The organism is Nocardia amikacinitolerans (assembly GCF_900215415.1).
GTDB lineage: Bacteria > Actinomycetota > Actinomycetes > Mycobacteriales > Mycobacteriaceae > Nocardia > Nocardia amikacinitolerans.
This window is the reverse complement of record NZ_OBEG01000006.1, coordinates 53,250-78,882: the sequence shown is the minus strand read 5'-3', so window position 1 is coordinate 78,882 and position 25,633 is coordinate 53,250. Positions and strand designations below refer to the sequence as shown.

Below are 25,633 nucleotides of genomic sequence, written 5' to 3'. Positions count from 1 at the left end.
TCGCCCGTCAGGCGGTCACGATGCGGTCGCCGTCGACCCGGACGGCGCGCGGCGCGAGCGGTCGTTCGGCGGGTCCGGTGGCGACCGTGCCGTCGAATCGGAACGCGCTGCCGTGGCAGCGGCAGACGACGGTCTCGCGCTGAATCTTCGAGACAGTGCACCCGAGGTGCGTGCATGCGGCCGAAAAGCCTTGGAAGACACCGGCTCGCGGCTGGGTGACCACGGTGCCGCCGGCGATCACGGCGCCGCCGACCGGCACGTCGGCCACCTTCGCGACCTCGGTGCCCGGCGCGACCTCGCGCGCGGACGGTTCGGCGGACGCGCAGGCGCCCACCGTCACGGCGGCGGCCACACCGGCACCCGCCAGTGCGGTTCGTCGGTCGATTCGCAGGTCACCGCGGTCTTCGGTCGGCATCGGTCAACTCCCCGCCTGGTTCGGACACTGCCGACCACGGTAAGGGGACCGAGTGTTCGAACGTGAACCGGATCGCCGGGATCAGGCGCCGCGCGGGAGTTGCCGCAGCGATCGCAGCGCGTAGTGCACGCGGGTCTTCACGGTGCCGACCGGGACGCCGAAGTCCGCGGCCACCTCCCGGTAGGCGCGGTCGCGCAGGATCACCTCGACGACGGCCTCGCGCTGGGCCGAGGGCAGCCTGGACAGCAGTTCGGCGACGAGCAGGCCGTCGATCAGCCCGTCGGCGAAATCCGGGTCCGCGATCGGCGGCCCGCCGGTGTCGCCGATCTCGTCCCACGCGATGTCGAACGGCCGCGCCGCGCGGGCGCGCGCGATATCGATGATGACGTTGCGCTCGATGGCCAGCAGCCAGGTGCGCACGCTGCCGCGGCGCGCGTCGAAGAGGGAACACGAGCGCCAAGCCCGTAGCAGCGTCTCCTGCACCGCGTGCTCCGCCAAGCCCGCATCCCCCAGACCGCGCCGCGCGCGCCAGTGCAGCAACCCCCAATCGGCGGCGAGTACTCGAGCCAAACCCTCGTCGGTGCACAAGCCCGCACAATGGGCGCCACACGTACGCCTCCGCTCCGTGAGCGCACCCAATGATCGAATACCTCTCACACCATCGATATCGCGGCGGTTCGAGCCGATGACACACCGATCCGCGATAACGGCGAATTCGTGCGAACGCGGTGTGTATGTGACAGAAATCTCTCGAACACCCACGCTCTCGCGACGGACTCTGGTAGATCTGGCCACGAAGATGCGGGGATCTTCGCAGGTCAGCCGTCCAGTTGGGCGCGAATATCGAGGAGACACAGCGCATGCGCATGCTCGTGATCGCGGGGGCGATGGCCTCCGCCGCGACTTTGTTCGGAGCCGGAACCGCGGCCGCCGAGCCCGCGAATTACATGGCGGGCGACGGCCTCTACATGGTCGGCGTCGACATCCTCCCCGGCATATGGGAAGCGCCGGGAACCCCCGACCCCGCGTACGGCTGCGATTGGCGCAGGCTGTGGAAAGTGGAGGGCGACAACACGAACATGCAAAACATCATCGCCAACAACTTCACCCGACTGAGCCCGGTCCGCGTGGAGATCAAGCCGACAGATGTCGCCTTCAAGACCGTGAACTGCGGCGCGTGGCGGATGGTGCAGTCCCCGCCGCCCACCGGTTCGTTCGGCTTCTGATCCCGCCTGTTTCGGCGTCCCCGTCGGACGCGCGGATTCGCGCCAACCGCGCGTGGATCGACGCCGATTACCTCCGGGGTAATCGACCGGCGCGCTCCCGGACGGCAGCATGATCGGCATGATCGACGAGACCGGCACCAAGCTCTTCCACCAGTCCATGCCCTTCACCGAGCGGCTCGGCGTCGAGGTGCTCGAGCACGGCCCCGAACTGGTGCGCAGCAGGATCGCCTGGGACGAGTCGCTGTGCACGCTCGGCGGCATGCTGCACGGCGGCGTGCTGATGTCGCTCGCCGACGCGACCGGCGCGGTGTGCGCCTTCCTGAATCTGCCCGAGGGCAAGCAGGGCACCACGACGGTGGAGTCGAAGTCCAACTTCCTGCGCGCCGTGCGCTCCGGCCACGCCGTCGCCAGCGCGCGGCCGTTGCACGCGGGACGCTCGTTCATCGTCGTCGAGACCGAGATTCGCGACGACGCGGACAAGCTCGTCGCGAAGGTGACGCAGACGCAGGCCGTGCTCTGAGAGTCGCTTCACTGGTCGTGCGCCGGATGAGCCCGGCGTGCTCGCCCCTGGACCGCGCCGCGCGGTCGGGTGGGTACCGGGGTAACGGCGGCGGGAATATTGTTCCGACGCGGGTCGTTGAGGGAGGCGGACGATCGTCCGCGAGAGCATTCCGACCGCGTTGGCAAAGATTGGGTAGGACCCCGCGTGCTGCGCTGAGCGTCAGCTCGCCTCTTTGGTGGTTCGCCCCCTGCGCGCGGCGGGGCGACGCCGCTGCGCTGAATGCGGAAGCTGTTGCGCAGCAACGATAGCGACTGAGATCGGCTGTGCCACGAGACCGGCCGAGCAAGTCGAGTGCCCAATTTCGGCCGCTTACCACGACATCAGCCCTAGGCCCTCGACTCGAAGCAGGTCCGGCGATGCCAGCCGGGGTTACCAAGCGCCGGAGAGACCTCGGCACCACCCACCGCGAGCCCATGCGGCGGCGCCCGAATTACGTCTGCGCTGCCGACCGTGGTCGCCGCTCTGCTGCGCCCCGACCCGGTGCACGCCGCTGATCTGCTGCGCGCCGACTTCGATGCGTGCCGCTGATCTGCCGCGCAGGCGGATCGCCGAAGCAGCAGGTCGGCGAGGGTCGAGTAGCCAGTCCGAACTGAGACGTGACGCGCACTCGACGGATTCATCCTTGCGCGAATCGAATCGCGGCGGGTAGCCTCGGCGCTGTCGGTGGTTGTAGACGATGTCTCCTACGGACGAACTCGGATCTCCCCTTTTCCGCGATATCGGATTCGCGATGAACGGGACCCACTCAACCGCACCGGCGACGCAGAGCGCCGATTCCGCGTCGCGGTCGAGCGATTTCTACCGCACTCATGGCTTTCGCCATCTCCCTCACCTGCATCCCAGTAAGGAAAACCGATGAAAAACAACACTTCTCAGCATTCGTCAACGCACGACGACCAAGCCGAACGCCCGGTCTCCGGCGTCCTCGACATCGTCGGCAACACCGCGACTCTGCGCGTCGACGGCTACCTTCCCGGCGACAACGACCTGCACGTCGCTCCTCGTTTGATCCGCGAGAACCATTTGCGCCGAGGTGATTTCGTCACCGGACTGGCGCGGCCCCCGCAGCGCGACGCGCAATCGGTCGAGCGTGATGCGCGATCGGCTCGGGCCAACGGGCAATCATCCCGGCACGGCGCGAAACTCGACCCCCTCCTCCGCGTCGAGACCGTCAACGGCCAGACCCCCGAGCACGCGGGCAAGCGACCCGTCTTCGAGAACCTGGTCCCCCTCTACCCCAACCAGCGCCTGCGCCTGGAAACCGAGCCGCACGAGCTGACCACCCGCGTCACCGACCTCGTCATGCCGATCGGCAAGGGCCAGCGTGCGCTGGTCGTCGCACCACCCAAGGCGGGCAAAACCTCTGTGCTGCAAGCCATCGCGCACGGCATCGCGAAGAACCACCCCGAATGCGAGTTGATGCTCGTGCTCGTCGGCGAGCGCCCGGAAGAGGTCACCGACCTCGCGCGCACGGTCCCCGCCGATGTCGCCGCCGCCACCTTCGACCGCTCACCCGGCGATCAGATCGCACTCGCCGAACTCGCCGTCGAACGCGCAAAACGCCTCGCCGAAACCGGCCGCGACGTGGTGGTTCTGCTCGACTCGCTGACCCGCCTCGCCCGCGCCTACAACAACGCCGCGCCCACCTCGGGCCGCGTCCTCTCCGGCGGTGTCGACGCCGCCGCACTCGCCTCGCCCAAGCGCTTCCTCGGCGCCGCACGCAATTTCGAGAACGGCGGCTCGCTCACCATCGTCGCCACCACCCTGGTCGAAACCGGCTCGCTCGCCGACACGGTGATCTTCGAGGAATACAAAGGCACCGGCAACGCCGAACTCAAACTCGACCGCGCCACTGCCGCCCGCCGCGTCTTCCCCGCCGTCGACATCGCCCAGTCCAGCACCCGCAAGGACGAACTCCTGCTCACCCCAGCCGAACTCGCCGCGACCCACCACCTGCGCCGCACCCTCGCCGCCGTCGACGGCAACCACGCCACCGAGCTTCTGCTGGAAGGCCTGCGGCAGAGCAAGTCCAACGCCGAATTCCTCACCCAATTCCCCCGGAATTGACCCCTTAAGTCCCCTTTAAGCCGCTGTCAAGCCCCCCAAGGCATTGTTTATTTCAGCCCGGCCGGGCCTGTTCCAGGAGGGGGGTACAGGGTCGGCCGGGCGCTTTCGATAGACGGCATCCCCGAAGCCCGCATACGCGCCCACGCCCGAGACAGCTCGAGCAGTTGCCGCAGATCGGCATCGAAGTCCCGCGTGCTCAGCCCGCGTAGTTCTGCGCCCCTGCGGTTTCCGGGCGGCACACCGGTCTTGCGTGCGGTGGTCGCCAGCACCAGTCGATGCGCGAAGCGATCGAGTTCGCCCGGATGTTCGCGCAGGCTGTCCGCGCCCTCGTGCGCCGGCGGGAGGTATGGCCCGCCGGGAACCGTGAAGGACATCGCTACATCCTCTCCGGTGTCGGCCGAACCGCGTCCGGGCGGTCTCTCGCGCATCCCGCGGAGAACATCGGCTGCCGCCCTGCACCCGGCGCAGCAGCGACACTCGAACTACCCGGCGATCACCAAGGCGGTCGCCCCGAGGAACACCACCTGCAACACGGTGCGCAGCGGGAGCGGCATCGTCTTGGCGCCCACGCCTTTTCGCGCGGCCAACACGTTGGCAGGGAACATCACCACGAGTAGTGCCGCGAGGCCTGCCGCCGCCAGGTCCGCGGTGGCGGGGATCAAAAGGCCGACAGCGCCCGCGATTTCGAGCACGCCGGTCAACGTGACCAGGGCGGGTGCGGCGGGCAACTGCGGCGGCACCATCTCGATCAGTGCCGAGCGGCGCGGCTGCAGGAAGTGCGCGCTCGCCGTCAGCCCGAACATAGTGGCGAGGCCGAAACGGACCGCGTCCGACCATGAATCGAGCCAGGTCACGTCGATGAACCAGCCGAGAAGGCGGGCAAGCGCGGTGACGGCGGCGAGGACGACGAAGGGGGCCATGAGTATCTCCCGAGGTAGGACACGAACCAATCTTGACACTGGCAAGATTAAAGCCGACGCCGAGAACTTGTCAATGACAAGATTGTCGGCCACTATCGAGGCATGGCGAAGAGCGGTTACCACCACGGCGATCTCCGCACCGCGATGCTGACCGCGGCGGCCGAACAGATCGCCGCCGACGGCGTCGACGCGATCTCCCTGCGCGGGCTCGCGCGGCGCGCGGGCGTCTCTCACGCGGCGCCCGCCCACCACTTCGGCGATCGCGCCGGTCTGCTCACCGCGCTGGCCACCGAGGGCTACGACCTGCTCGGCGCGGAGCTCGACGGCGCCGGACCGGATTTCCGCGACGTCGCGGTCGCGTACGTCCGTTTCGCGCTGAACCATCCCGGACACTTCGACGTGATGTTCCGCCGCGATCTGCTGCGCGCCGACGACCCCGAGCTGCGGGCCGCGCGCACCCGCTCCGGCGCCGCGCTGCGCGCAGGCGTCGCCGACCTCCGCCCCGAACGCACCGACGGACGGGAACGCGCCACCCAGTTGGCCGCTTGGTCGCTGGTCCACGGCTTCGCGGCGCTGTGGCGAGAGGGGGCGCTGACGGATTCGGCGCTGGCCGACACGACGGACCCGGAAGAACTGGCCCGCGCCATGCTGGCCACGGTCCAGTTCGACTGAGACGGCCACCACACGGCGGGCGGCGTATCTTCTTGCACAGCAACGACGAAAGGAGCAGGCGGTCGATCGCCGGTCGATCCCGCCACCGCACCATGGAAGTCCACGCCTACCCCACCTCGGCGACCACGCCGGTGGATCTCGCTGCGGCGCAACAGATCGCCGCGCGGTACCTGTCCGTCACGGAGCACGGCAGCGAAATCACGCACCGGGTCACGGAATTCGACGGCGGCTTCGTCGTCGTCGCGGTCCGAGGACCGATTCCGGAAACCAGTTCACCACTACCGCCGCCGGTGATCGGCGGGACGGTCAGCGTCATCGACAAGGCCACCGGCGCGGTCTCGTACTGGCCGACCTACCCGGCCGCACTGATCGCCGAACAGTACGACGAGATGCTGCGCACCGGTCGACTGATCGTCGCCGATGACTGGCCGACCGATGACGATCGCGAGGAGGAATAGCGGCCCGCGTCAGGTCGCGGGCTGCGCCACCGCTGGGAGCGGTGCGCTGTCGGCATCGGGCACCTTGGTGCCGCGCAGCGAGGTGCCCGCGGTCTCGCGCAGGTAGGCCCAGGCGACCAGCCCGATGAGGGACGCGCCGACCATGTACACGGCGGGGAACAGCGCCCACCCGGTCGATCCGATCACGGCCTCGTTCACCAGCGGCGCGGTGCCGCCGAACGCCGCGGTGGAGACGTTGTAGGCGAAGGCGAAACCGGCGAAGCGCACGTGCGTCGGGAAGATCGCCGGGAACGTGGAGCTGATGGTGGACAGCTGCGGCACGTACAGCAGGCCGAGCACGACGAAACCGATGATCGCCCACGCGGTGCCCTGCCCCATCAGCCAGTACATCGGCACCGCGAGCACCGCGAGACCGATCAGCGAGAACAACCACATCGGCCGCCTGCCGACCCGGTCGGAGACCATGCCGAACAGCGGCAGCACCAGCATCATCACCAGCTGACCGGTCAGCATCATGGCGGTGGTGGCCGACTCCGACATGCCGACGGTCTTCTGCAGGTAGGTCGGCTGGTAGGTGAGCAGCGTGTAGTTCACCACGTTGAGCGCGATCACCAGGCCGCCGAGGGTGAGGATCTCGCGTCGGTAGCCGGTGAGCAGCTCGCGCAGCCCGGTCGGCGGGTGCGGGTTCTCGGCGACCTCCTGGAACACCGGCGATTCGTCGAGCCTGGCGCGCAGATACCAGCCGGTCAGGCCGAGCGGCACGGCGAGCAGGAACGGGATGCGCCAGCCCCAGTCGTGCATGGCGTCCGAACCGAGCGCGAGCTGACAGGCGAGCACGACGGCCGAACCGCCGACGAAACCGGCCATCGTGCCGAATTCCAGGAAGCTGCCGAGGTAACCGCGCCGCCGATCGGTCGCGCACTCCGCCAAATACGTTGCCGCGCCGCCGTATTCGCCGCCCGTCGAGAAGCCTTGCAGGACACGGAGTGCGATCAGCAGCACCGGAGCGAGCATGCCGACCGAGGCGTGTGTCGGCAGCAGGCCGATCGCGCCGGTCGCGGCCGACATCAGCAGGATCGTGGTGGCCAGCACGGCCTTTCGGCCGAGGCGATCGCCGAGCGGACCCCACACCATGCCGCCGAGCGGGCGAAGCACGAACGAGATGGCGAAGCCGAGCATGGTGCCAAGGGTGCCGAGCTCGCCGGGGAAGAACGCGTCGGTGAGATAGGTCGCCGTCGCCGCGTACACGCCGTAGTCGAACCACTCGGTGGCGTTGCCCATGGCCGACGCGGCCACCGAACGCCGTAGACGCGTCGAGTCCTGTCCACGATCGGTCACGCCCGCCTCCTCACCGGCCCGTCCCGGCGAGCCTCGATTCGTCCATCCGGCCCACCCCGGAAACGGGGCCGGGCACGGAACAAACCGATACCCAGGTTTCGCGAGGACCAAACAGCGGCGGACCCGCCCCACCGGACAGCGCACACCCAGCTACCTGCACGGCAATCAGCGAATGTGATTGTCGTCACACGGTTTCGAATGTGACCTGATCGATGGAGCGACCCCGGACGGACTCGAACAGCCCGTCCGGTCGGGTGGAACGCCTCAGATCGGCGTGACGTAGGCCCCGGAGATGCCGCCGTCGACGAGGAACTGTGCGGCGGTGATGAACGAGGCGTCGTCGCTGGCGAGGAAGGCGACGGCGGCCGCGATCTCCTCCGGCTCGGCGAAGCGACCGACCGGGATGTGCACCAGGCGGCGCGCGGCGCGCTCCGGGTCCTTGGCGAACAGCTCCTGAAGTAGCGGGGTGTTCACCGGACCAGGGCACAGCGCGTTCACCCGGATGCCCTGCCTGGCGAACTGGACGCCGAGCTCCCGGCTCATGGACAGCACGCCGCCTTTGGACGCCGTGTAGGAGATCTGCGAGGTCGCCGCGCCGAGCACCGCGACGAAGGAGGCGGTGTTGATGATCGAGCCCTTGCCGCGCACCAGCATGTGCTCGATGGCGTACTTGCTGCACAGGTAGACCGAGGTCAGGTTCACCTCCTGCACCCGCCGCCACGCCTCGATGCCGGTGGTCAGGATCGAATCGTCTTCCGGCGGTGAGATTCCCGCGTTGTTGAAGGCGATGTCCAGTCCGCCGTACGCCGCGACCGCGGCCTCGAACATGTCCCGAACCTGCGTCTCGTCGGTGACGTCCACCTTCACGAACAGGCCGTCGACCTCCGCCGCGGCGGCCTCGCCCGCGGTGGCGTCGATGTCGGCGACGACGACCTTGGCGCCCTCGGCCGCGAAGCGGCGCACCGTGGCGAGCCCGATCCCGCTGCCGCCGCCGGTGACGACGGCTACTCGATCCTGTAAGCGCTGCAACGCATCTCCTTCTCGGTGCGGTGAATCACGTGGGTTCGATGGATCACTGGGTCGCGATGAAGACGTTCTTGGTCTCGGTGAACGCCAGCGCGGCGTCCGGTCCGAGTTCGCGGCCGAGGCCGGACTGTTTGAACCCGCCGAACGGTGTCCAGTACCGCACCGAGGAGTGCGAGTTCACCGACAGGTTTCCGGCCTCGACGCCACGGGAGACCCGCAGCGCCCTGCCGAGATCATTGGTCCAGATGGAGCCGGACAGACCGTATTCGGTGTCGTTGGCGAGGCGCACCGCCTCCGCCTCGTCGTCGAACGGAAGCACCGCGACCACCGGACCGAACACCTCCTCGGTGAGCACCCGGTCGGTCGGCGCGGTGGGCAGCACGACGGTCGGCGGGTACCAGAACCCAGGACCCTCCGGACGATGGCCGGTGAAAGCCACTTTCGTCGACGGCTCCACGAACGCGGCGACCCGCTCGCGGTGCGCGGCCGAGATGAGCGGGCCCATCTCGGTGTCCTCCGCGCCGGGATCGCCGACCCGCACGCCGCGCACCGCGGGCTCCAACAGTTCGAGGAATCGATCGAAGACGCTCCGCTGCACCAGGATTCGCGAGCGCGCGCAGCAGTCCTGCCCCGCGTTGTCGAACACGCCGTACGGCGCGGTGGCGGCCGCCCGCTCCAGATCGGCGTCGGCGAACACGATGTTCGCGCTCTTGCCGCCCAGCTCGAGGGTCACCCGCTTCACCTGCTCCGCGCAGCCCGCCATGATCTGCTTGCCGACCTCCGTCGACCCGGTGAACACCACCTTGCGCACCGCGGGATGGGTGACGAACCGCTGCCCGACCACCGACCCCTTGCCCGGCAGCACCTGGAAGACGTGCTCGGGCAGGCCCGCTTCCCTTGCCAGCTCGCCGAGCCGCAGCGCGGTCAGCGGCGTCAGCTCGGCGGGCTTGAGCACCACCGCGTTCCCCGCGGCGAGCGCGGGCGCGAATCCCCACGCCGCGATGGGCATCGGGAAGTTCCACGGCACGATGACACCGACGACGCCGAGCGGCTCTTGAAACGTGACGTCCAAGCCGCCAGCCACCGGAATCTGCTTGCCGGACAAGCGTTCCGGCATCCCGGCCGCGAAATGCAGTACGTCGCGGACGTTTCCGGCCTCCCAGCGGGCGTTGCCGATGGTGTGCCCGGCGTTGTCGACCTCCAGTCGCGCCAGCCGCTCCACATCGGCGTCGACCGCTTCGGCGAAGCGACGCAGCAGCCGGGCCCTGTCGCCGGGCGCGACCTCGCGCCACTCCGACGCCGCCCGCCGCGCGCGCTCGATGGCGGCGTCGGTCGCCGCCGCGTCCGTCGGTTCCACCGACGCCACGACCTGCTCGGTCGCGGGGTTCACCACCTGGGTTGCCGCCATGTCGTCCGCTCCTCTCACCCGACTCGTGCCCGCCGATAGGCCGCGGCCGCGGCCACAAGTGCCCGCATCAGACGATCATCGGCCCGATTGGCCTCGGGATGCCACTGCACGCCGATCAGGAACGGCTCGCCAGGCAGTTCCGCCGCCTCGATCGACCCGTCGCCCGAGCGCGCGCTCACCACGAGTCCCGGCGCGAGGTCGTCGATCGCCTGGTGATGGTGGCAATGCGCCTCCAGCCGCGGCCCGGCAAGCGCCGCCAGCTGGGTGCCCGGCTCGGTCAGCACCTCGTTGACGTCGAACGACCCGCTTCCGCCCGAGTGCCCTTCGTGACCGACCGCGTCGGGCAGGTGCTGGATCAAGGTGCCGCCGAGCGCCACGTTGACCAGTTGCAGCCCGCGGCACACCGCCAGAATCGGCACACCCGCCGCGCGGGCCAGCGTGAACAGGCCGAACTCGGATTCGTCGCGGTCCGCTCGGGTGTAGCCGAGGGCCGCGTCGGTCAGGCGCGCGCCGTAGCGAGCCGGGTCGATGTCCGCCCCGCCGGTGAGCACCAGGCCGTCGAGCCGGTCGATCAATTCGGGTCGCGGCTCTCCGACGGGCGGCAGCAGCACCGGGATACCACCCGCCCGGTCGACCATGTGGATGTAATCGTGTTGCAACACCGCGCATCGGGTATCCCAGGTGCTGAATCGCGCCTGCTCCACGTAGGTCGGCAGCCCGATGACGGGGCGCGGGGCGGCGGGGTCAGAGTCGTTCGAATCCACGGGTTCGCTCCCAATCGGTCACGGCGGCGTCGAAGGCGTCCAGCTCCACCTGCGCCGCGTTCCGATAGTGTTCCACCACCTCCGCGCCGAACGCGGTGCGGGCCACGGCGCTCTCGCCGAACAGCCGCGCCGCCTCCCGCAGGGTCCTCGGCACCCTGGGACGCTGTGAACGATAGGCGTTGCCGTGGAACTCCGGCTCCAGCGGCAGCCGCCGCTCGATGCCGTGCAGCCCGGCCGCGATCGAAGCCGCGACGGCGAGATAGGGATTCACGTCGCCACCCGGAATCCGGTTCTCCACCCGCAGCGAAGCGCCCGTGCCGACCACCCGGAGCGCGCAGGTGCGGTTGTCCCTGCCCCAGGCCAGCGCGGTGGGCGCGAAGCTGCCCGAGACGAAACGCTTGTAGGAGTTGATGTTCGGTGCGAGGAAGTAGGTGAACTCGCGCAGGCAATCCAGCTGGCCCGCCAGGAAGTGCCGCATCAGCGCGGAGGCGCCGCCTTCGCCGTCGCCAGCGAACACCGGCTCACCCGCCTCGTTCCGCAGGCTCAGGTGGATGTGGCACGAGTTGCCCTCGCGCTCGTTGTATTTCGCCATGAAGGTGATGCTGCGGCCGTCCTGCGCCGCGATCTCCTTGGCGCCCGTCTTGTAGATGCTGTGGTTGTCGCAGGTCACCATGGCTTCGTCGAAGCGGAAGGCGATCTCGTGCTGGCCCGGGTTGCATTCACCCTTGGCCGACTCGACATACATTCCGGCACCGGCCATCTCGTTGCGGATGCGGCGCAGCAGTGGTTCGATCCTGGAGGTGCCGAGCATCGAGTAGTCGACGTTGTACTGATTGGCGGGGCGCAGGTCGCGGTAGCCGCGCTCCCAGGCCGATTCGTAACTGTCGTCGAAGACCAGGAATTCGAGTTCGGTGCCCACGTAGGCGCGGAGTCCGTGTTCGGCGAGCCGGTCCAACTGCTTGCGCAGCACCTGGCGCGGCGAGGCGGCCACCGGCGTGCCCTCCGGATGCACCTGTTCGACATCGCAGAGCACCAGCGCGGTGCCGGGCAGCCACGGTACGAGCCGCAGCGTGCTCAGGTCCGGGCGCAGCACGAAGTCTCCGTAGCCGTTGTCCCAGGACGACATCGCGTACCCGTCCACGGGCGTCATCTCGACGTCGACCGCGAGCAGATAGTTGCACGCCTCGGTCGCGTGGTCGAGCACCTCGTCGACGAAATACCGTGCCGCGCACCGTTTCCCCTGCAACCGTCCCTGCATGTCGGTCATCGCGACCAGCACCGTGTCGAGCTCACCGGACTCGACCCGCTCCCGCAACTCCGCCAGCCCCAGCATCCCCGTTCGCATCCCACGGCCCCTCTCGGCGTCGACCCGTGGCTCACGCTAGATCAAAAACCGACCGCGCGTGCGGGGACACGCAAATGGGTCGCGGCTACTCCTCCGGAGGCCGGAAAAGGGCAAGCGCGGACGGCCGGCTGGTGAAGACGAAATGCTTTCCGCGCGAATCCACTTCGCCGTCCGTCGCGAGGGAGACCGAGTCCTCGATGACGCGGACTTCGAGGCGCGGCACTTCCTTGCGGACGTAGGTGGCCGAGTTGCCGAGGGTGCCGGTGAGGGTGGCCCAGATCAGGCGGGTGCGGGAGAAGTGGACGTCGGCGCGCAGGTAGCGGACATCGAGGGTGCCGCGGTGCAATTCGGGTCGCGACATCGGGACCTGGTCGGCCGGGTCGTAGCGGCCGTTGCCGACGAACAGCATCCAGATGGCCATCGGGGCGCCGTCGATGACGGTGTGCAGCGGCTGCGCGCCGAGCAGGACCCGGATCATCGCGATGCCCGCGGCGGGCCATTTGCCAAGCCGCTGTTCCCACCGCTCCCGCAGCTGGACGAAGTCGGGGTAGCCGCCGAGGCTTGCGGTGTTGACGAAGACGCGCGAGCCGTCCTCGTCGAACCGCACGTCCGCGGCGTCGACCCGCACGACCGTGCCGTGCTCGAGCGCGGCGAACGTCTGCTCGGCCTCGTCGACGCCCGCGTCCCTGGCGAAGTGGTTGAGGGTGCCGTCTGCGAAGACGGCCAGCGGCACCCCGTGCCGGACCGCGATCTCGGCCACCGAGGAGACCGTGCCGTCGCCGCCGGAGACGCCGAGCGCGGTGATGTCCGCGCGGTCGAGCCGTTCGGCGAGTTGGTCGTCGAGGTCGCGGTCGGGATCGATCTGCACGATGTGTGCCGCGGGCAGCCCGGCGCGCAGCTGCGCCGAGGCGAGCGCGCCGTTGCCGCTTCCGGCGAGCGGGTTTGTCACCAGCAGCAGGCCGCGCCCGTGCGGCACCGGGTCCACCTGCTCGGCGTGGCCGAGCAGCGCGGGTTCGTCGGGGCGCACCGCCCACCACCGATGCGTGACCAGTGCGACCCCGGTCCCGAGCAGCATGCCCGCGACCACGTCGGAGGGCCAGTGCACGCCGATGTGGACCCGGGAGTAGGCGACGGCCGCGGCGACCGGCGCGATCGCCGCGGCCGTCGCCGGGCTCTCCAGCGCGACGCCGGTGGCGAAGGCGGCCGCCGAGGCGGCGTGTCCGGAGGGGAACGACGAGGACACTGGCGGCCGGACCAGCCGACGGACGAACGGCACCGATTCGTCGGGCGGACGGCGGCGGGGAAACAGCGGCTTGGCGATGCCGTTGGCGATACCGCTGGCGAGTCCGACCGCGAGAAGTCCGCGCGCGCCCGCGCGGCGCAGCGGCCGGTTGCCGAGCAGGAGGAGGCCCGCGCCGACGCCGAGCCAGAGCCGGTTGTGGTTCGCGCTCGTGCTGAGACCGCGCAGCATCCGGTCGGCGGGCGTCGGGCGTACTCGCGCGCTCCTGCCGACCAGCCAGACGTCGAGACTGCTGGCCAATCCTGGCGGTGGCGTCGGTTTGCGAATCCGAGGCAGTCGCATCGTTCCAGCCTAATTACGACCGGCTCACTCGACGATCAATACGACCTTCCCCGGTCCGCGGCCGTGCTCCATTTCCCGCTGCGCCGCGGCGGCCTCGGCCAGCGGAAAGACGCGCGCCGCGCCTGCCAGGCGAAATTCGCCGCGAGCGAGTCGCTGCGCCACGTGGCCGAGCAGGGCGGTCGACCGCGGGCCGGGACCGGTCGGGAACGCGATGCCGAGGTCGGCGGCCGCGCCGTCGGCGATGGTGACGATGCGATCCGTGCCGCCGCGCAGTTCGATCGCGGCGGGCAGCACGCCGTGGCCCGCGGCGTCGAACACCGCGTCGACACCGCCCGGCGCGAGTGCGCGCACCCGCTCGACCAGTCCGTCGCCGTACGGTGTCGGCGTCGCGCCGAGCGCGCGCACCAGGTCCTGGTTGGCGGGCGCGGCCGTGCCGATGACGGTGGCGCCCTCGGCGCGGGCCAGCTGAACGGCCATCGAACCGACCGCCCCCGACGCGCCGTTGACCAGGAGGGTCTCGCCCGCCCGTGGTCGCAGCAGATCAAGCACCTTCGCCGCGGTGCTGACCGCGACCGGAAGCGCGGTGGCGTCGGCCCAGGCCAGCCCCGCGGGCTTGGCCGCGACGTCGGCGCTCAGCGCGTACTCGGCGTAACCGCCGCGCGTCCAGGCGATCACCTCGTCGCCGACGGCGACGCCCGCCGCCTCCGGCCCGACCGCGTCCACCACACCCGCGACCTCGGCGCCCGGGAACTGCGGGAAGGTCGGCTCGCCGAAAACCAATGCGCCCGAACGGATCTTCCAGTCCGCCGGGTTGACTCCAGCGGCGCGCACCGCGATTCGCACCTGTGCGCCGGTCGGCTCGGGGACCGGTACGTCCACGACCCGAAGCACGTCCGGTTCGCCGAACTCGTAGAACGCGATGGCGCGCATCCTCGCCTGCCTTCCCGGCCGAGGCGGCCGCGGTCGATGGAGAACAACAGGCGACAGGATATGCCCGCGCCGAATCCGCGCGCCGGGTGTCGATCGGCGGGAACGGGGAAATCCTCGTGCACAGGCATCATCGCGAGACCGGGCCGAGCGGGGTCCGGCCCGCCAACGAGTCGTCCGAGTGAATCGAGCGTGCGCGCCGCGCACGACGGGAGGTGCGATGTCGTTCTCGGCCCGGCCCTTCCGACGAATACTGCTCGTGATCGCCTTGGTGGCGGTGCTGGCGCTGGTGACGGGGGTGGCGCTGGTGGTGGTGCGCGAGGAGGGCGAGTGGTCGGACTCGGCGTGCCCGGGCGTCGCGGAGACCGCAGGATGGGCGCCGTCCAATACCGACGTGGACGCGCCGATCGACGGTCATCCCTTCGTCGGCAACGGTTATCTCGGACTGCGCGTGCCGCCGCGCGGAACGGGTTACCTCGGCACCGACGAGCCCACCGGCTGGCCGCTGTACACCCCGGCCTACGACGGCGCGTTCGTCGCCGGTCTGTACGGGCACAGCCCGGACGTCGCCGACGACCGCGAAGTCGCGGCGGCCATCCCGAACTGGTCGGGCCTGCTGGTCGGCGTCGGCGACGAGACGTACTCCCCCGCCACCCCCGCCGCGCGGATCACCGGCTTCGAGCAGACCCTGCACCTGCGCTGCGGACTGGTCCGCACCAGGGCGACCTGGACGACAGCGGACGGGCGGGCCACCGATCTGGTGTACGACGTGTTCGCCGCCCGTTCCGATCAGCACGTCGGCGCGGTGCGCCTCAGCCTGCGGCCGCGCTGGTCCGGCGAACTGGTGCTGACCGATCTGCTCGACGGCGCGGGCGCCCGCCGTATCGTGCCGACCGGCGCGGGGCAGCGCGGCGAAGCGACCGTAGGCGTCGGATTCCGCACGGCGGGAACGGAAATCACCGGTTCGGTCGTGTCCGTCCTGGAAGCAGGGCCCGGCGCGACGATCGCGCCGTCGCCTTCGCGTGACGACCTGACCGCGAGCCAGCAAGCCCGGATCCCGGTGCGGGAGGGCGAGTCCTACACCGCGACCAAGTTCGTCGGCGTCGACACCGCGCGCACCTCGGCCGATCCGGCCGCCTCCGCACTGGCCGCCGCGCGGCGCGCCGCGAGCGCGGGCTGGGACGCGCTGCTGACGGACACCACCGAAGTGTGGACGGGCCTGTGGCGCGGCGAGGTCGAGATCCCCGGCGAACCCGACGTGCGATCGTGGACGCGCGGCGCGCTGTATTCGCTGTATTCGGCGAGCAATCCTTCGCAGGACAACAGCCTCTCGCCGGTCGGGCTCAGCAGCGACAACTACTCGGGCGCGGTGTTCTGGGACGCCGACATCTGGATGTTCCCCGCCCTCCTGCATTTCGCGCCGGACCTGGCGAAAACCGTTGTGGAGTACCGGTACCGGACGCTGCCCGCCGCGAAGGCCAACGCCCGGCGACTCGGTTTCCCCGGCGCGTTCTACCCGTGGACCAGCGCGACGGACGGCGAACTCGACGAGTGCCACAGCTGGGATCCGCCGCACTGCCTGAATCAGATTCATCTCCAGGGCGACATCTCGCTGGCCGCTTGGCAGTACTACCTCGCCACCGGCGACGCCGGATATCTGCGCGAGCGGGTCTGGCCCATCATGAGCGCGGTCGCCGAATTCTGGGCCGCGCGCGTGACACCCAACCCGGACGGCGGCTTCTCGCTGCGCGATGTCGCGGGCCCCGACGAGTACAGCAACGGCGTCGACGACGGCGTCTACACCAACGCGGTCGCGGCGCTCGCGCTGCGCAACGCGGTGCGCGCCGCCGAGATCCTCGGCGCGCCACACCCGCCCGAGTGGACCACCGTCGCCGACGGCCTTCGCATGCCGTTCGACGCGGCGAACGGCGTCTTCGCCCAATTCGACGGCTACACCGGCACTCCCATCAAACAGGCCGACACCGTGCTGCTCATCTACCCGCTGGAATGGCCGATGCCGACCGACGTCGCCACCCGGGTCCTCGAATACTATTCCGCGCGAACCGATCCCGACGGCCCTGCGATGACCGACTCCGTCCACGCCATCGACGCCGCGCACCTCGGCGCACCCGGCTGCGCGACCAACACCTTCCTCGACCGCGCGGCGCGTCCGTTCGTGCGGCCGCCGTTCGCGCAGTTCGCCGAGGCACGCGGCGCGAAAGCCGGTGCGCGCGACCCGCTGGCCGGTGCGCCCGCGTTCACGTTCGCCACCGCGGCGGGCGGCTTCCTGCAATCGCTCACCAGCGGCCTGCTCGGACTGCGGCTGCGCGGCGACGCCGTCGAGGTGAACCCGACGCTGCCGCCGCAATTCGAACGCGGCATGACGATCCGCGGAATGCACTGGCAGGGTCGCACTTTCGACGCGGAAATCGGCGCCGAACGCACGACGGTGACGCTCACCGGAGGTGCGCCGATGCCGCTGCGGACGCCGTCCGGTACGCACACCGTCGCACCCGGCGCGCCCGTGACGATCGAGACCCGCCGTCCCGATCTCGCACCCACCGGCAACCTCGCGCGCTGCCGTCCGGTCACCAGCAGCTCCACCGAGCCGGGCCGCTATCCGGACGCCGCGGTGGACGGCAGCACCGCGACCGGATGGGCGCCGGACGGCGCGCACGGCAGCCTCACCGTCGATCTCGGCGCGGCCGCGCGCGTCGAGCGGGTACTGCCCCGCTGGGCCGATCCCGCGCCGGTCGCGTCGTCGGTCGCGGTGTCCGAGAACGGGCGGGAGTGGGCCACGGTCGCCGCCGATCCCGCGAGCGGGGCGCTCACCGAACCGGTCTCCGCGCGATACGTCCGGCTGGAGGTGACCGGCGCGGACCCGGCCGCGTCGCCGGGGGTCCGGGAATTGGAGGTCTCCGGTTCCCGCGACTGAACCGGGAGCTCAGGCGCGGGGTCCGGAATCGGAGGTCTCCAGTTCCTCCGACTGAGCCGGGAACTCAGGTACCCGAGATCACCGCGGGCTCGACGGTCTCCTCGCGCCGGATTCTGCGGCTGATCGCCGAGCCCGCGACGTAGGCGATGGGCAGCATGACGATGCCGTAGACGCCCGCAGGCACTGCCATCCTGATGTCGCCGAGCACGCTGATGGCGATGGTCATCGCCAGCGCGCTGTTGTGGATACCGACCTCCATCGAGCACGCGATGGCCTGGCTGCGCGTGACACCGAACGCCTTCGGCACGAAGTAGCCGACGCCGAGGCTGGTCACGCACAGCAGCGCGACCACGAGGCCGACCGCCGCCAGATAGCCGAGCACGTTCCCGCGTTCGGCCACCAGCGCCGCGAGCGTCACCACCGCGAGGAACGCCACCGACACGATCCGCACCGGCCGGTCCATCCGGTCGGCGAAACCGGGCCGCAGCCGCCTGGCCACCATGCCCGCCGCGACCGGAATCAACACCAACGCGAAGACCTGGGCCACCTTGCCGAATTGCAGGCCGATGCCGTCGGCGCCGGGCGGCGCGAAATAGCCGAGCGCGAAGTTGGTCACCAACGGCAGCGTGAGCACGGAGAGCACCGAATTCACCGCCGTGAGCGTCACATTCAGCGCGACGTCGCCGCGGAACAGGTGGCTGAGCAGGTTCGCCGTCGCGCCGCCCGGCGAGGCCATCAGCAGCATCACCCCCACCGCGGGGGCCGGGCCGAGTCCCACCGCGATCACCAGCCCGAACGCTATCGCGGGCAGGACGACGAGCTGGCAGGTCAGCGCGACGACCACCGCGCGCGGATACCGCACCACCCTGGTGAAATCGTCCGCCGTCAGCGCGAGCCCGAGCCCGAACATGATGAGCGCCAAGACCATCGGCAACGCGACGGTGACCGGCCAGCTGTCCACGAACACCTCGTCATGTCGATGCGGCCCAACATCCCCGCCGGCCACCGAACCTGTGTAGCACGATGCTACGTGCCGGTCTCGTAGATCCGCGCGGCTACTCGGCCGCGCCGGGCGGCTTCGCTGCCCCCAATACCTTGGTCACCATTACGGCTGTAGGTGAATCCGTGTTAACTTAGAGGAGAATGCGAGTTAACTTAGTTGATCGGAGACAGCTATGAGGTCCGCCGTCATCGTGGACGTCGTCCGCACCCCCTCGGGCAAGGGCAAGCCGGGCGGAGGTCTGTCGGACGTGCATCCCGCGACGCTGCTCGCGGGTGCGCTCGCCGAGCTCGTCTCGCGCAACGATCTGGATCCGGCGCTGGTCGACGACGTGGTGGGCGGATGCGTCACCCAGGCCGGTGAGCAGGCGTTCAACATCTCGCGCACCGCCGTGCTCGCCGCGGGCTTCCCCGAGTCGGTGCCCGCCACCACCGTGGACCGCCAGTGCGGCTCCTCGCAGCAGGCCGCGCACTTCGCCGCGCAGGGCGTCATCGCGGGCGCCTACGACATCGCCATCGCCTGCGGCGTGGAGTCGATGAGCAGGGCGCCGATGTTCTCCAACGCGCAGGGCAAGGACGCCAACCGCGGCCCGATCGCCCATCGTTACCCGGAAGGCCTCGTCCAGCAGGGCATTTCCGCCGAGGTGATCGCCGCCCGGTGGAAGTTCGACCGCGCCGCGCTCGACGAATTCGCGGCGCGTTCGCACCGGCTTGCCGCCGAGACCGCCGCCGCGGGCGGATTCGACAACGAGCTGGTCGCGGCGGGCACGCTGACCGCCGACGAGACCATCCGCGCCACCACCACCGCCGATGGCCTTGCCGGACTGCGTCCCGCCTTCGTCGACGAGCAGTACAAGGCGCGCTTCCCCGAGATCGAATGGTCGATCACCCCGGGCAACTCGTCGCCGCTGACCGACGGCGCCTCGGCCGCGTTGATCATGAGCGAGGAGACCGCGACCAAGCTGGGTCTGCGCCCGCGCGCCCGGTTCCACTCCTTCGCCGTGCTCGGCGACGATCCGCTGCTGATGCTCACCGCCGTCGTCCCGGCCACCCGCAAGGTGCTGGAGCGCGCCGGGCTCGGCATCGACGACATCGACGCCTACGAGGTGAACGAGGCGTTCGCGCCGGTGCCGCTGGTCTGGCAGCACGAACTCGGCGCCGATGCCGCCAAGCTGAACCCGCGCGGCGGCGCGATCGCCCTCGGCCACCCCCTCGGCGCGTCCGGCACCCGCATTCTGGCCACCCTGGTCAACCATCTCGAGCAGACGCAGGGACGCTACGGCCTGATGACCATGTGCGAGGCGGGCGGGTTGGCCAACGCGACCGTCATCGAGCGCCTCGGATGATCCAGGCAGCGCTTCCGTTGCTGCTCACGGGCGCGTGGAAGCGCGACGAGCTGGACGGCGATTGAGGTCCTCGAGACCGGGTATGCGGCATGTGTCAGCCGACAACCGATATTTCGGAGGTAGACATCGTGTCGAAGCACGAAAGTGGTCCCCGCGAAGGTGTCAAGGGCGTCGTCGAGGATGTCAAGGGCAAGGTCAAGGAGGCCGCGGGCATCGTCACCGGCAACCAGGACCTGGAGAAGGAAGGCCGCGTCCAGCAGGACAAGGCCGAATCCCAGCGTGAGGCCGCACAAAAGGAAGCCGCCGCGGAGAAGGCACGGGCGGAAGCCAAGGTCGACGAGGCGCGCCAGCAGGCGTACCAGCGCGGCGACTGATCGCTGACGCATCGCTCGGTGGGCGGGTCGCACGACCCGCCCACCAGCGCGTTCTGGGCCGGATTCGGCACATCGGGCAGTGCCCCGGGCGTACCGTTGCGTTAGGTCAGGCAGCTTGTGGACGAGAGAGGACCTCGCCATGACGACCACGACAGCACCGACCACAACCGCGAGCACGCTCGGCATCGACCTGGGCCTGCTCGTCCTGCGCCTCGCCCTCGGCCTGACGATGGCCGCGCACGGCGCGCAGAAGCTCTTCGGCTGGTTCGGCGGCAACGGCCTGGACCGCACCGCCGCGTTCTTCACCTCGCAGGGCTATCCGGCGGGCAAGGCCGCCGCGATTCTCGCGGGCGCGTCCGAGGCCTTCGGCGGCTTGGCGGTGGCCATCGGCCTGTTCACTCCGCTGGGCGCGGCGGCCATCCTCGGCGTCATGATCAACGCGATCGCCGTCAAATGGGGCGGCGGGTTCTTCGGCGAAAAGGGCGGCATCGAATACGAAGTGCTGATCGCCTGCTCGGCCGCCGCGATCGCGCTGACCGGCCCCGGCCGCTTCGCCGTCGACAGCGCACTGCCTTTCCTGCGCCCCTACCGCGTGGCCTACGGGTTCGCCGCGATCGCCCTCGGCCTGATCACGGCGGCCATCGTGCTGCTCGTGCGCGACTGATTCGCAGATCACCCTCGACCGTAGAATCGCCGCCACCGAAGCAGGCACGACGAGGCGAGGGCACATGGTTGATCCGCGGGCGACCAACGAGGATTTGACCGCGAAGGCGCGGATCAGGAACGCGGCCATGGACCTGTACGCCCAGTACGGCGCGGAGCGGGTGTCGCTGCGCGCGGTGGCGGCCGAGGCGGGCGTCACGCTCGGCCTGGTCCAGCACCACTTCAAGACGAAGGCGGGCTTGGAGGCTGCGGTCGATCAGCTGATCGTCGACTATTTCGCGCACACCGTCGCGGCCGTGCCGGTGGAGGGCGACACTGCGCAGGTCGCCGCCGCGCGGGACGAGGCGGTGCGGCGGATGCTGGCGGCCAATCCGGCGGTGGTGAACTACATCCGGCGCGCGGTGCTCGAACCGTCCGGGACGCGGGCCGAACTGCTCGAGTCGCTGGTCGAGTTGACCCGCCGCGAAGTGATCGGACTGCGCGAGGCCGGCGTCGCCTCCACCGACCGCCGCGAGTCGACGCAGGTCGTCTCGATGCTGATCAGGCAGCTCGGGGAGCTGCTGCTCGCGCCGCTGGTCGAGGCGGTGTGGGAGCGGGTCGCCGCGCCGGACGAGACCGAGCGCCCCCGGTTGAGCATCACCGTGCACGCCTGACCTCCGACGTCACCTACGATGCGACCATGTCGCGCAGCACGTCGACCGACGCTGAGCTGGAGCGGTTGGCCGAGGTGCTCGCCGATCGCCGGGTCGCGGTGCTGACGGGCGCGGGCCTGTCCACCGACAGCGGCATCCCCGACTATCGCGGCCCCGATTCGCCGCCCCGCAATCCCATGACCTACCAGCAGTTCGTCGGCGACGCCGCCTTCCGCCAACGCTATTGGGCGCGCAATCACATCGGCTGGCGCCGAATGGACGCCGCCCGGCCCAACGCGGGACACCGGGCGCTCGCCCAGCTGGAACGGCTCGGCGTCGTCACCGGCCTGATCACACAGAACGTCGACATGCTGCACACGAAGGCGGGTCACCGCAGGGTGATCGACCTGCACGGCACCTACGCTCGCGTGCGGTGCCTCAGATGTTCCGCGCTGATCTCCCGGATGACGCTGGCCGACCGGCTGGAAGCGGCCAATCCCGGCTTCGCCGAGGCCGCCACCGCCACCGGCATCGAGGTCGCACCGGACGCCGACGCCGTGGTCGCCGACACCGAGAGCTTCCGCATGGTCGACTGCGCCCGCTGCGGCGGGATGCTCAAGCCCGACATCGTCTACTTCGGCGAGAACGTGCCGAAGGAGCGCGTCGCCGCCGCCTTCGACCTCGTCGACGAGGCCGACGCGCTGCTGGTCACGGGCTCCTCCCTCACCGTCATGTCCGGTCTGCGCTTCGTCCGTCGCGCCGCGAAGAACGGCTGTCCGGTGGTGATCGTCAACCGCGGCCGGACCCGCGGCGACGAATACGCCACGCACACACTCGACACCGGATGCTCAGAAGCCCTCGACGCGCTCGCTGCGGCAGCCGGCGGGGCACAGGCGCCCGGGCGAATGTAAACCGTTGTAGCTGTTGCTTATTCGGCACGATCTCGTGGCACGAGCGTGCTCCGGAGGCCCCGACTGCCGCGCCCGAGCACTGTCTGGGCTGCATCCCCGGATACGAGGGCTGCGCCTCCGACGACGACGCGGTTGGCGGCGATCTGTGCAGCGGAGCCGCCGGATTGGACTCGAGACGGGCGGGGTCGGCGCGACCGCTAACCGGCGGCGGCTGCCTTTATGGCCGAAACGGACTCGGGTGCAACCGGTTCGGATCCTTCCGCCCGCTCGGCGATCCAGCGGAGGACGCGAACGAGCAGGGTCCACCGGGCAGGGTGACGAACCGAGCCGGTGAGAGCGCGTTCGGCACGGTCGAAGCTGTCCTCCAGGCAGGCGTCGTGCATCCAGCGGAAAGCCAGCGGCCAGGTGAGGCGGGCGGGCCCGCGAGCGTGCATGGCGAGCAGGTGGATCAGGTCGGTACCGCCATCGGCCGGTTGAACGGTGAATTCGTGGAAGCCGTCGAAGCCGCGGGGACCGGTGAACCGGAAGCGCACCCACCGCCCGGGTTCGTAGTGCTCCACGGTGTAGCGGACCGGGCCGTGCCCGCCGACCGCGCCGACCCCGAGCGGGCGGTCGAAGCGCATCGGCGGCCAGGCAGGGGCGGGCCACAGGCGATCGCCCTCACTCGCCAGCGAGTCGAGCAACGCCCCGACCTCCGCGGCGGGTGCGGGCAGGCGCCGCACGTGAATATTGATGACGGCCATGGTTTTTCGCTCCTTCTTCAGCCGTGCGCGGAGAGGCGGCGGTGGCGCCTCCAGTAGTCGGCGGTGACGGCCAACAGCAGGACCGGCCACAGTGCGGCGGGCGCGTAGCAGGCGACCATCAACCGGGCCCAGCCGGAGTCGGGCCGATCCGCGAAACCGCTGACCCGGTCCCAGTTCCGCGCGCTCATCGCGACGATGAGCAGCACCGCCACCGCGCCCGCCGTCGCGGTGACCGCGGGCAGCGCGGGCGGCACCCGACGGCCCGCGAGGGACCCGAACCAGCGCGGGAACCGCTCGCCCCATGGCGACACCAACGCGAAAGTCAGTGCGGCACAAGACAACGACGCCACGCTCAACCCGATGACGTACACCGTCCCGCCGCCGGGAATGTGTTGGAAAGCCAATTGCTCGTCGCTCCACCCGAGATCGACACCGATCCCGACGAGCACCCGCCACACCGCCGAGGGCGCGACGGCCGCGACGGTTCCCCACGCCGCCCATCGGGCCCACGCGGGCGGTTCGATCCCGGTGTCCAGCACCATCCGATCCACCTCCGTTTTAGAGAGTTATCTCTAAAACAGAATTAGAGCATATCCTCCAATACATGGGAAGACCCCCGAAGCACGACGCCGACCGGCTGCTGGACGCCGCGGCCGAACTCCTCGCCGCGGGGGGGCCTGCCGCGGTCACCATGTCGGCGGTGGCCAAGGCGGTCGGCGCGCCGAGCGGGTCGGTCTACCACCGGTTTCCGGATCGGCCCGCGCTGCTCGCCGCGCTGTGGACCCGCACGCTGGGCCGGTTCCGCGACGAACTGCTCGCCGTGTTGACCATCGATCCGCCCGAGGAGGCGATCCGCCGCGGCGCACGCGCGACCCTCGACTGGGCACGGCGAAACCCCCGCGAGGCGGCCGTGTTGCTCGCGGGGGCGCGGGAACTGGGCGAACTGGACTGGAGCGAAGCGGCGCGCGCGGACACCGCGCGGGCCAATGCCGCGATACAGAACGCGCTGACCGAGTTGATCGCGCGCACCGGCGACGAGGGCGCCCGAGCCACCGACCGCGTGCTGCTCGCCGTGGTCGACCTGCCCTACGCCCTGGTCCGGCGGTATCTACGTGCCGGACAGGAGATTCCGGACCACGCCGCCGATCTCGCCGAGCAGGCCGCCGCGGCGCTGCTCGGCGCGCCGGACTAACGGCCGAGTGCGCTCTCCAGCTGCTTCTTGGTCATCTTGGAGCGGCCCTTGATATTGCGCTTCTTGGCCTCGTTGTACAGCTGGTCCCTGGTCGGACCCTTCGGGCCGCTGCGTCCCGAACGCTGCCCGCCGCGCTGCTGCGGCGACTTGTCCTTGACCGAGGACCGGCTCGCGGTCTTGCTCTGGCCGGACTGCGCGCGGTTCTTGTTGACGGTGCGGGCCGCGATCTCCTTGGCGCGCTTGGTGCTCGCGCCGCGGTCCTGCGCCGAGTCCTTGATGTGTTCGTACTGCCGTTCCTGTTTGTCGGTCCATTCCTTCGGCATGTCACACACACCTCCTCGTCCATCGGATACCCGGGATATGCCGGAGAAACCTGCTCTCGCCGAGAGAAATCCACTACTTGTAAGCGGGATAGCGCTGGTCGGCGAGCAGCCGGGCGAGGTGCGCGGCATTGCGCGCCATGGCGGCGGTGGCGCTCGCGACCGGTTCGGGCACCTCGTCGAGGTCCGCGTAGTCGACGGTCTCCATCGCGCGGCCGTTCCAGTAGGTGCAGCCCTGCGCCGGGATGGTGAAGCCGATGTCGTTGAGCGCCTGGAACATATCGGCCACGATCTTGTGCGCGCCGTCCTCGTTGCCGACGACCGCGGCAAGCCCGACCTTGCCGACCATCGCGGGCCGCCCCTGCTCGTCGGTGTTGGACAGCTCGGCGTCGAGCCGCTCCAGCATCCGCTGCGCCACCGAGGACATGTGCCCGAGCCAGGTCGGAGTGGCGACGAGCAGAATGTCGGCGGCCATGATCTGTTCGCGTACCCGCGGCCACTGATCGCCCGCGCCCTCGTCGTCGGTGATGCCGGGATGGATGTCGTAGTCGACGAGCCGAAGCACCTCGCCCTTCACGTCGTGCTCGGCCAGCCGCGCCAGCACCTGCCTGGCGATGAGCTCGCTGCTGGATTCCCCCGGTGACTTCTTCAACGTGCACACCAGCGCCAGCGCGGTCGGTGCTGCCATGATCGGGCCTCCTCGGTTCGCGTTCGGCCTGCTCCTACTTCGAGGCACTACCCGGAGATCCGCAGGGCAATCCGGGCCGCCGCCACCGCGACCGGCCGGTGATCGGCCGCGCGGGCGGCA

General features: G+C 70.0%; 28 protein-coding genes. 12 read left to right on the top strand and 16 right to left on the bottom strand.

The window, feature by feature from the left end; genetic code table 11:
• Positions 1-7 precede the first annotated feature (7 nt).
• Positions 8-415, bottom strand: a complete 408-nt coding sequence (locus CRP45_RS24980) for a QcrA and Rieske domain-containing protein (RefSeq protein WP_097247269.1) — start codon at positions 413-415, stop codon at positions 8-10.
• Between the two features lie 81 nt (positions 416-496).
• Positions 497-1,003: a sigma-70 family RNA polymerase sigma factor gene (locus tag CRP45_RS24975; protein ID WP_097247268.1), complete on the bottom strand. Its 507-nt coding sequence runs from the start codon at positions 1,001-1,003 to the stop codon at positions 497-499.
• A gap of 272 nt (positions 1,004-1,275) precedes the next feature.
• On the opposite strand from CRP45_RS24975, the gene CRP45_RS24970 reads away from it, so the two are divergent.
• From CRP45_RS24970 to CRP45_RS24960, 3 genes are all read left to right on the top strand, one after another.
• Entirely contained in the window at positions 1,276-1,641 is a 366-nt protein-coding gene (locus tag CRP45_RS24970; RefSeq protein WP_245910417.1) for an Rv1352/Rv1906c domain-containing protein, read from the top strand.
• Positions 1,642-1,759: 118 nt separating this feature from the next.
• Entirely contained in the window at positions 1,760-2,161 is a 402-nt protein-coding gene (locus tag CRP45_RS24965; RefSeq protein WP_067781745.1) for a PaaI family thioesterase, read from the top strand.
• An 897-nt stretch (positions 2,162-3,058) separates the two neighbouring features.
• Positions 3,059-4,270 carry a transcription termination factor Rho, short form gene (locus tag CRP45_RS24960; protein ID WP_097247267.1) on the top strand — a complete coding sequence of 404 codons (1,212 nt, stop codon included), beginning with the start codon at positions 3,059-3,061 and terminating at the stop codon, positions 4,268-4,270.
• Positions 4,271-4,317: 47 nt separating this feature from the next.
• Here CRP45_RS24960 and CRP45_RS24955 read toward each other — a convergent pair whose 3' ends face one another.
• Both CRP45_RS24955 and CRP45_RS24950 read right to left on the bottom strand, forming a co-directional pair.
• Complete coding sequence (locus tag CRP45_RS24955; protein WP_097247266.1) at positions 4,318-4,644, bottom strand: hypothetical protein; 327 nt, start codon at positions 4,642-4,644, stop codon at positions 4,318-4,320.
• A gap of 108 nt (positions 4,645-4,752) precedes the next feature.
• A complete protein-coding gene (locus CRP45_RS24950) occupies positions 4,753-5,190 on the bottom strand; it encodes a DoxX family protein (RefSeq protein ID WP_097247265.1) in 438 nt (145 codons plus the stop codon).
• A gap of 102 nt (positions 5,191-5,292) precedes the next feature.
• On the opposite strand from CRP45_RS24950, the gene CRP45_RS24945 reads away from it, so the two are divergent.
• Together CRP45_RS24945 and CRP45_RS24940 are read left to right on the top strand one after the other, a co-directional pair.
• Entirely contained in the window at positions 5,293-5,862 is a 570-nt protein-coding gene (locus tag CRP45_RS24945) for a TetR/AcrR family transcriptional regulator (RefSeq protein ID WP_097247264.1), read from the top strand.
• 92 nt (positions 5,863-5,954) lie between these two features.
• Complete coding sequence (locus CRP45_RS24940; protein ID WP_097247263.1) at positions 5,955-6,320, top strand: hypothetical protein; 366 nt, start codon at positions 5,955-5,957, stop codon at positions 6,318-6,320.
• Between the two features lie 9 nt (positions 6,321-6,329).
• Here CRP45_RS24940 and CRP45_RS24935 read toward each other — a convergent pair whose 3' ends face one another.
• The 7 genes from CRP45_RS24935 to CRP45_RS24905 all read right to left on the bottom strand — a co-directional run bounded on the left by CRP45_RS24935 (position 6,330) and on the right by CRP45_RS24905 (position 14,713).
• Complete coding sequence (locus CRP45_RS24935) at positions 6,330-7,601, bottom strand: MFS transporter (RefSeq protein ID WP_179831036.1); 1,272 nt, start codon at positions 7,599-7,601, stop codon at positions 6,330-6,332.
• A 321-nt stretch (positions 7,602-7,922) separates the two neighbouring features.
• On the bottom strand, positions 7,923-8,687 hold the full coding sequence (locus CRP45_RS24930) for a 3-oxoacyl-ACP reductase (protein WP_097247261.1): 765 nt from the start codon (positions 8,685-8,687) through the stop codon (positions 7,923-7,925).
• A 43-nt stretch (positions 8,688-8,730) separates the two neighbouring features.
• On the bottom strand, positions 8,731-10,092 hold the full coding sequence (locus tag CRP45_RS24925) for an aldehyde dehydrogenase family protein (protein ID WP_097247260.1): 1,362 nt from the start codon (positions 10,090-10,092) through the stop codon (positions 8,731-8,733).
• A gap of 14 nt (positions 10,093-10,106) precedes the next feature.
• Positions 10,107-10,856 carry a gamma-glutamyl-gamma-aminobutyrate hydrolase family protein gene (locus tag CRP45_RS24920; protein ID WP_097247259.1) on the bottom strand — a complete coding sequence of 250 codons (750 nt, stop codon included), beginning with the start codon at positions 10,854-10,856 and terminating at the stop codon, positions 10,107-10,109.
• Positions 10,837-12,201: a glutamine synthetase family protein gene (locus CRP45_RS24915; RefSeq protein WP_067781465.1), complete on the bottom strand. Its 1,365-nt coding sequence runs from the start codon at positions 12,199-12,201 to the stop codon at positions 10,837-10,839. Before CRP45_RS24915 ends, CRP45_RS24920 begins: the two co-directional genes overlap by 20 nt.
• 85 nt (positions 12,202-12,286) lie before the next feature.
• Positions 12,287-13,783, bottom strand: a complete 1,497-nt coding sequence (locus CRP45_RS24910; protein WP_097247258.1) for a bifunctional phosphatase PAP2/diacylglycerol kinase family protein — start codon at positions 13,781-13,783, stop codon at positions 12,287-12,289.
• Positions 13,784-13,807: 24 nt separating this feature from the next.
• Positions 13,808-14,713, bottom strand: coding sequence for an NADP-dependent oxidoreductase (locus CRP45_RS24905; protein ID WP_097247257.1), 906 nt, complete (start codon positions 14,711-14,713; stop codon positions 13,808-13,810).
• A gap of 217 nt (positions 14,714-14,930) precedes the next feature.
• On the opposite strand from CRP45_RS24905, the gene CRP45_RS24900 reads away from it, so the two are divergent.
• A complete protein-coding gene (locus CRP45_RS24900) occupies positions 14,931-17,645 on the top strand; it encodes a discoidin domain-containing protein (RefSeq protein ID WP_097247256.1) in 2,715 nt (904 codons plus the stop codon).
• Positions 17,646-17,709: 64 nt separating this feature from the next.
• On the opposite strand, the gene CRP45_RS24895 is transcribed toward CRP45_RS24900, so the two are convergent.
• Positions 17,710-18,606, bottom strand: coding sequence for a bile acid:sodium symporter family protein (locus tag CRP45_RS24895; protein ID WP_097247593.1), 897 nt, complete (start codon positions 18,604-18,606; stop codon positions 17,710-17,712).
• Between the two features lie 214 nt (positions 18,607-18,820).
• Between CRP45_RS24895 and CRP45_RS24890 the strand changes: the two genes are divergently transcribed.
• From CRP45_RS24890 to CRP45_RS24870, 5 genes are all read left to right on the top strand, one after another.
• Positions 18,821-19,990: a thiolase family protein gene (locus CRP45_RS24890; protein ID WP_097247255.1), complete on the top strand. Its 1,170-nt coding sequence runs from the start codon at positions 18,821-18,823 to the stop codon at positions 19,988-19,990.
• 128 nt (positions 19,991-20,118) lie between these two features.
• Entirely contained in the window at positions 20,119-20,364 is a 246-nt protein-coding gene (mbp1, locus tag CRP45_RS24885; protein WP_097247254.1) for a microaggregate-binding protein 1, read from the top strand.
• Positions 20,365-20,503: 139 nt separating this feature from the next.
• Positions 20,504-21,028 carry a DoxX family protein gene (locus CRP45_RS24880; RefSeq protein WP_097247253.1) on the top strand — a complete coding sequence of 175 codons (525 nt, stop codon included), beginning with the start codon at positions 20,504-20,506 and terminating at the stop codon, positions 21,026-21,028.
• Between the two features lie 64 nt (positions 21,029-21,092).
• On the top strand, positions 21,093-21,680 hold the full coding sequence (locus CRP45_RS24875; RefSeq protein WP_097247252.1) for a TetR/AcrR family transcriptional regulator: 588 nt from the start codon (positions 21,093-21,095) through the stop codon (positions 21,678-21,680).
• A 26-nt stretch (positions 21,681-21,706) separates the two neighbouring features.
• Positions 21,707-22,570 carry an NAD-dependent protein deacetylase gene (locus CRP45_RS24870; RefSeq protein WP_097247251.1) on the top strand — a complete coding sequence of 288 codons (864 nt, stop codon included), beginning with the start codon at positions 21,707-21,709 and terminating at the stop codon, positions 22,568-22,570.
• A gap of 197 nt (positions 22,571-22,767) precedes the next feature.
• Here the strand turns inward: CRP45_RS24870 and CRP45_RS24865 are convergent, their stop codons facing one another.
• Both CRP45_RS24865 and CRP45_RS24860 read right to left on the bottom strand, forming a co-directional pair.
• Entirely contained in the window at positions 22,768-23,313 is a 546-nt protein-coding gene (locus CRP45_RS24865) for an SRPBCC family protein (RefSeq protein ID WP_097247250.1), read from the bottom strand.
• A 17-nt stretch (positions 23,314-23,330) separates the two neighbouring features.
• Positions 23,331-23,855 (bottom strand): hypothetical protein, encoded by a 525-nt coding sequence (locus tag CRP45_RS24860; protein WP_143861538.1) that lies wholly within the window; start codon positions 23,853-23,855, stop codon positions 23,331-23,333.
• Positions 23,856-23,917: 62 nt separating this feature from the next.
• On the opposite strand from CRP45_RS24860, the gene CRP45_RS24855 reads away from it, so the two are divergent.
• Positions 23,918-24,505 (top strand): TetR/AcrR family transcriptional regulator, encoded by a 588-nt coding sequence (locus tag CRP45_RS24855; RefSeq protein ID WP_097247248.1) that lies wholly within the window; start codon positions 23,918-23,920, stop codon positions 24,503-24,505.
• On the opposite strand, the gene CRP45_RS24850 is transcribed toward CRP45_RS24855, so the two are convergent.
• Both CRP45_RS24850 and CRP45_RS24845 read right to left on the bottom strand, forming a co-directional pair.
• Positions 24,502-24,828: a plasmid stabilization protein gene (locus tag CRP45_RS24850; protein ID WP_067781437.1), complete on the bottom strand. Its 327-nt coding sequence runs from the start codon at positions 24,826-24,828 to the stop codon at positions 24,502-24,504. The two genes, CRP45_RS24855 and CRP45_RS24850, sit on opposite strands and share 4 nt — an antisense overlap.
• 73 nt (positions 24,829-24,901) lie before the next feature.
• The gene (locus CRP45_RS24845) at positions 24,902-25,513 is read right to left on the bottom strand and encodes a flavodoxin family protein (RefSeq protein WP_067781434.1); all 612 of its coding nucleotides are present in this window, start codon (positions 25,511-25,513) and stop codon (positions 24,902-24,904) included.
• Positions 25,514-25,633: the final 120 nt, after the last annotated feature.

What these genes read in the sequence shown, in the direction of transcription:
- CRP45_RS24980 (WP_097247269.1), bottom strand. Translation starts at nt 415, where the DNA reads ATGCCGACCGAAGACCGCGGTGACCTGCGAATCGACCGACGAACCGCA.
- CRP45_RS24970 (WP_245910417.1), top strand. Translation starts at nt 1,276, where the DNA reads ATGCGCATGCTCGTGATCGCGGGGGCGATGGCCTCCGCCGCGACTTTG.
- CRP45_RS24965 (WP_067781745.1), top strand. Translation starts at nt 1,760, where the DNA reads ATGATCGACGAGACCGGCACCAAGCTCTTCCACCAGTCCATGCCCTTC.
- CRP45_RS24960 (WP_097247267.1), top strand. Translation starts at nt 3,059, where the DNA reads ATGAAAAACAACACTTCTCAGCATTCGTCAACGCACGACGACCAAGCC.
- CRP45_RS24955 (WP_097247266.1), bottom strand. Translation starts at nt 4,644, where the DNA reads ATGTCCTTCACGGTTCCCGGCGGGCCATACCTCCCGCCGGCGCACGAG.
- CRP45_RS24950 (WP_097247265.1), bottom strand. Translation starts at nt 5,190, where the DNA reads ATGGCCCCCTTCGTCGTCCTCGCCGCCGTCACCGCGCTTGCCCGCCTT.
- CRP45_RS24945 (WP_097247264.1), top strand. Translation starts at nt 5,293, where the DNA reads ATGGCGAAGAGCGGTTACCACCACGGCGATCTCCGCACCGCGATGCTG.
- CRP45_RS24940 (WP_097247263.1), top strand. Translation starts at nt 5,955, where the DNA reads ATGGAAGTCCACGCCTACCCCACCTCGGCGACCACGCCGGTGGATCTC.
- CRP45_RS24935 (WP_179831036.1), bottom strand. Translation starts at nt 7,601, where the DNA reads ATGGGCAACGCCACCGAGTGGTTCGACTACGGCGTGTACGCGGCGACG.
- CRP45_RS24925 (WP_097247260.1), bottom strand. Translation starts at nt 10,092, where the DNA reads ATGGCGGCAACCCAGGTGGTGAACCCCGCGACCGAGCAGGTCGTGGCG.
- CRP45_RS24915 (WP_067781465.1), bottom strand. Translation starts at nt 12,201, where the DNA reads ATGCGAACGGGGATGCTGGGGCTGGCGGAGTTGCGGGAGCGGGTCGAG.
- CRP45_RS24910 (WP_097247258.1), bottom strand. Translation starts at nt 13,783, where the DNA reads ATGCGACTGCCTCGGATTCGCAAACCGACGCCACCGCCAGGATTGGCC.
- CRP45_RS24905 (WP_097247257.1), bottom strand. Translation starts at nt 14,713, where the DNA reads ATGCGCGCCATCGCGTTCTACGAGTTCGGCGAACCGGACGTGCTTCGG.
- CRP45_RS24900 (WP_097247256.1), top strand. Translation starts at nt 14,931, where the DNA reads ATGTCGTTCTCGGCCCGGCCCTTCCGACGAATACTGCTCGTGATCGCC.
- CRP45_RS24890 (WP_097247255.1), top strand. Translation starts at nt 18,821, where the DNA reads ATGAGGTCCGCCGTCATCGTGGACGTCGTCCGCACCCCCTCGGGCAAG.
- CRP45_RS24880 (WP_097247253.1), top strand. Translation starts at nt 20,504, where the DNA reads ATGACGACCACGACAGCACCGACCACAACCGCGAGCACGCTCGGCATC.
- CRP45_RS24875 (WP_097247252.1), top strand. Translation starts at nt 21,093, where the DNA reads ATGGTTGATCCGCGGGCGACCAACGAGGATTTGACCGCGAAGGCGCGG.
- CRP45_RS24870 (WP_097247251.1), top strand. Translation starts at nt 21,707, where the DNA reads ATGTCGCGCAGCACGTCGACCGACGCTGAGCTGGAGCGGTTGGCCGAG.
- CRP45_RS24865 (WP_097247250.1), bottom strand. Translation starts at nt 23,313, where the DNA reads ATGGCCGTCATCAATATTCACGTGCGGCGCCTGCCCGCACCCGCCGCG.
- CRP45_RS24860 (WP_143861538.1), bottom strand. Translation starts at nt 23,855, where the DNA reads ATGGTGCTGGACACCGGGATCGAACCGCCCGCGTGGGCCCGATGGGCG.
- CRP45_RS24855 (WP_097247248.1), top strand. Translation starts at nt 23,918, where the DNA reads ATGGGAAGACCCCCGAAGCACGACGCCGACCGGCTGCTGGACGCCGCG.
- CRP45_RS24850 (WP_067781437.1), bottom strand. Translation starts at nt 24,828, where the DNA reads ATGCCGAAGGAATGGACCGACAAACAGGAACGGCAGTACGAACACATC.
- CRP45_RS24845 (WP_067781434.1), bottom strand. Translation starts at nt 25,513, where the DNA reads ATGGCAGCACCGACCGCGCTGGCGCTGGTGTGCACGTTGAAGAAGTCA.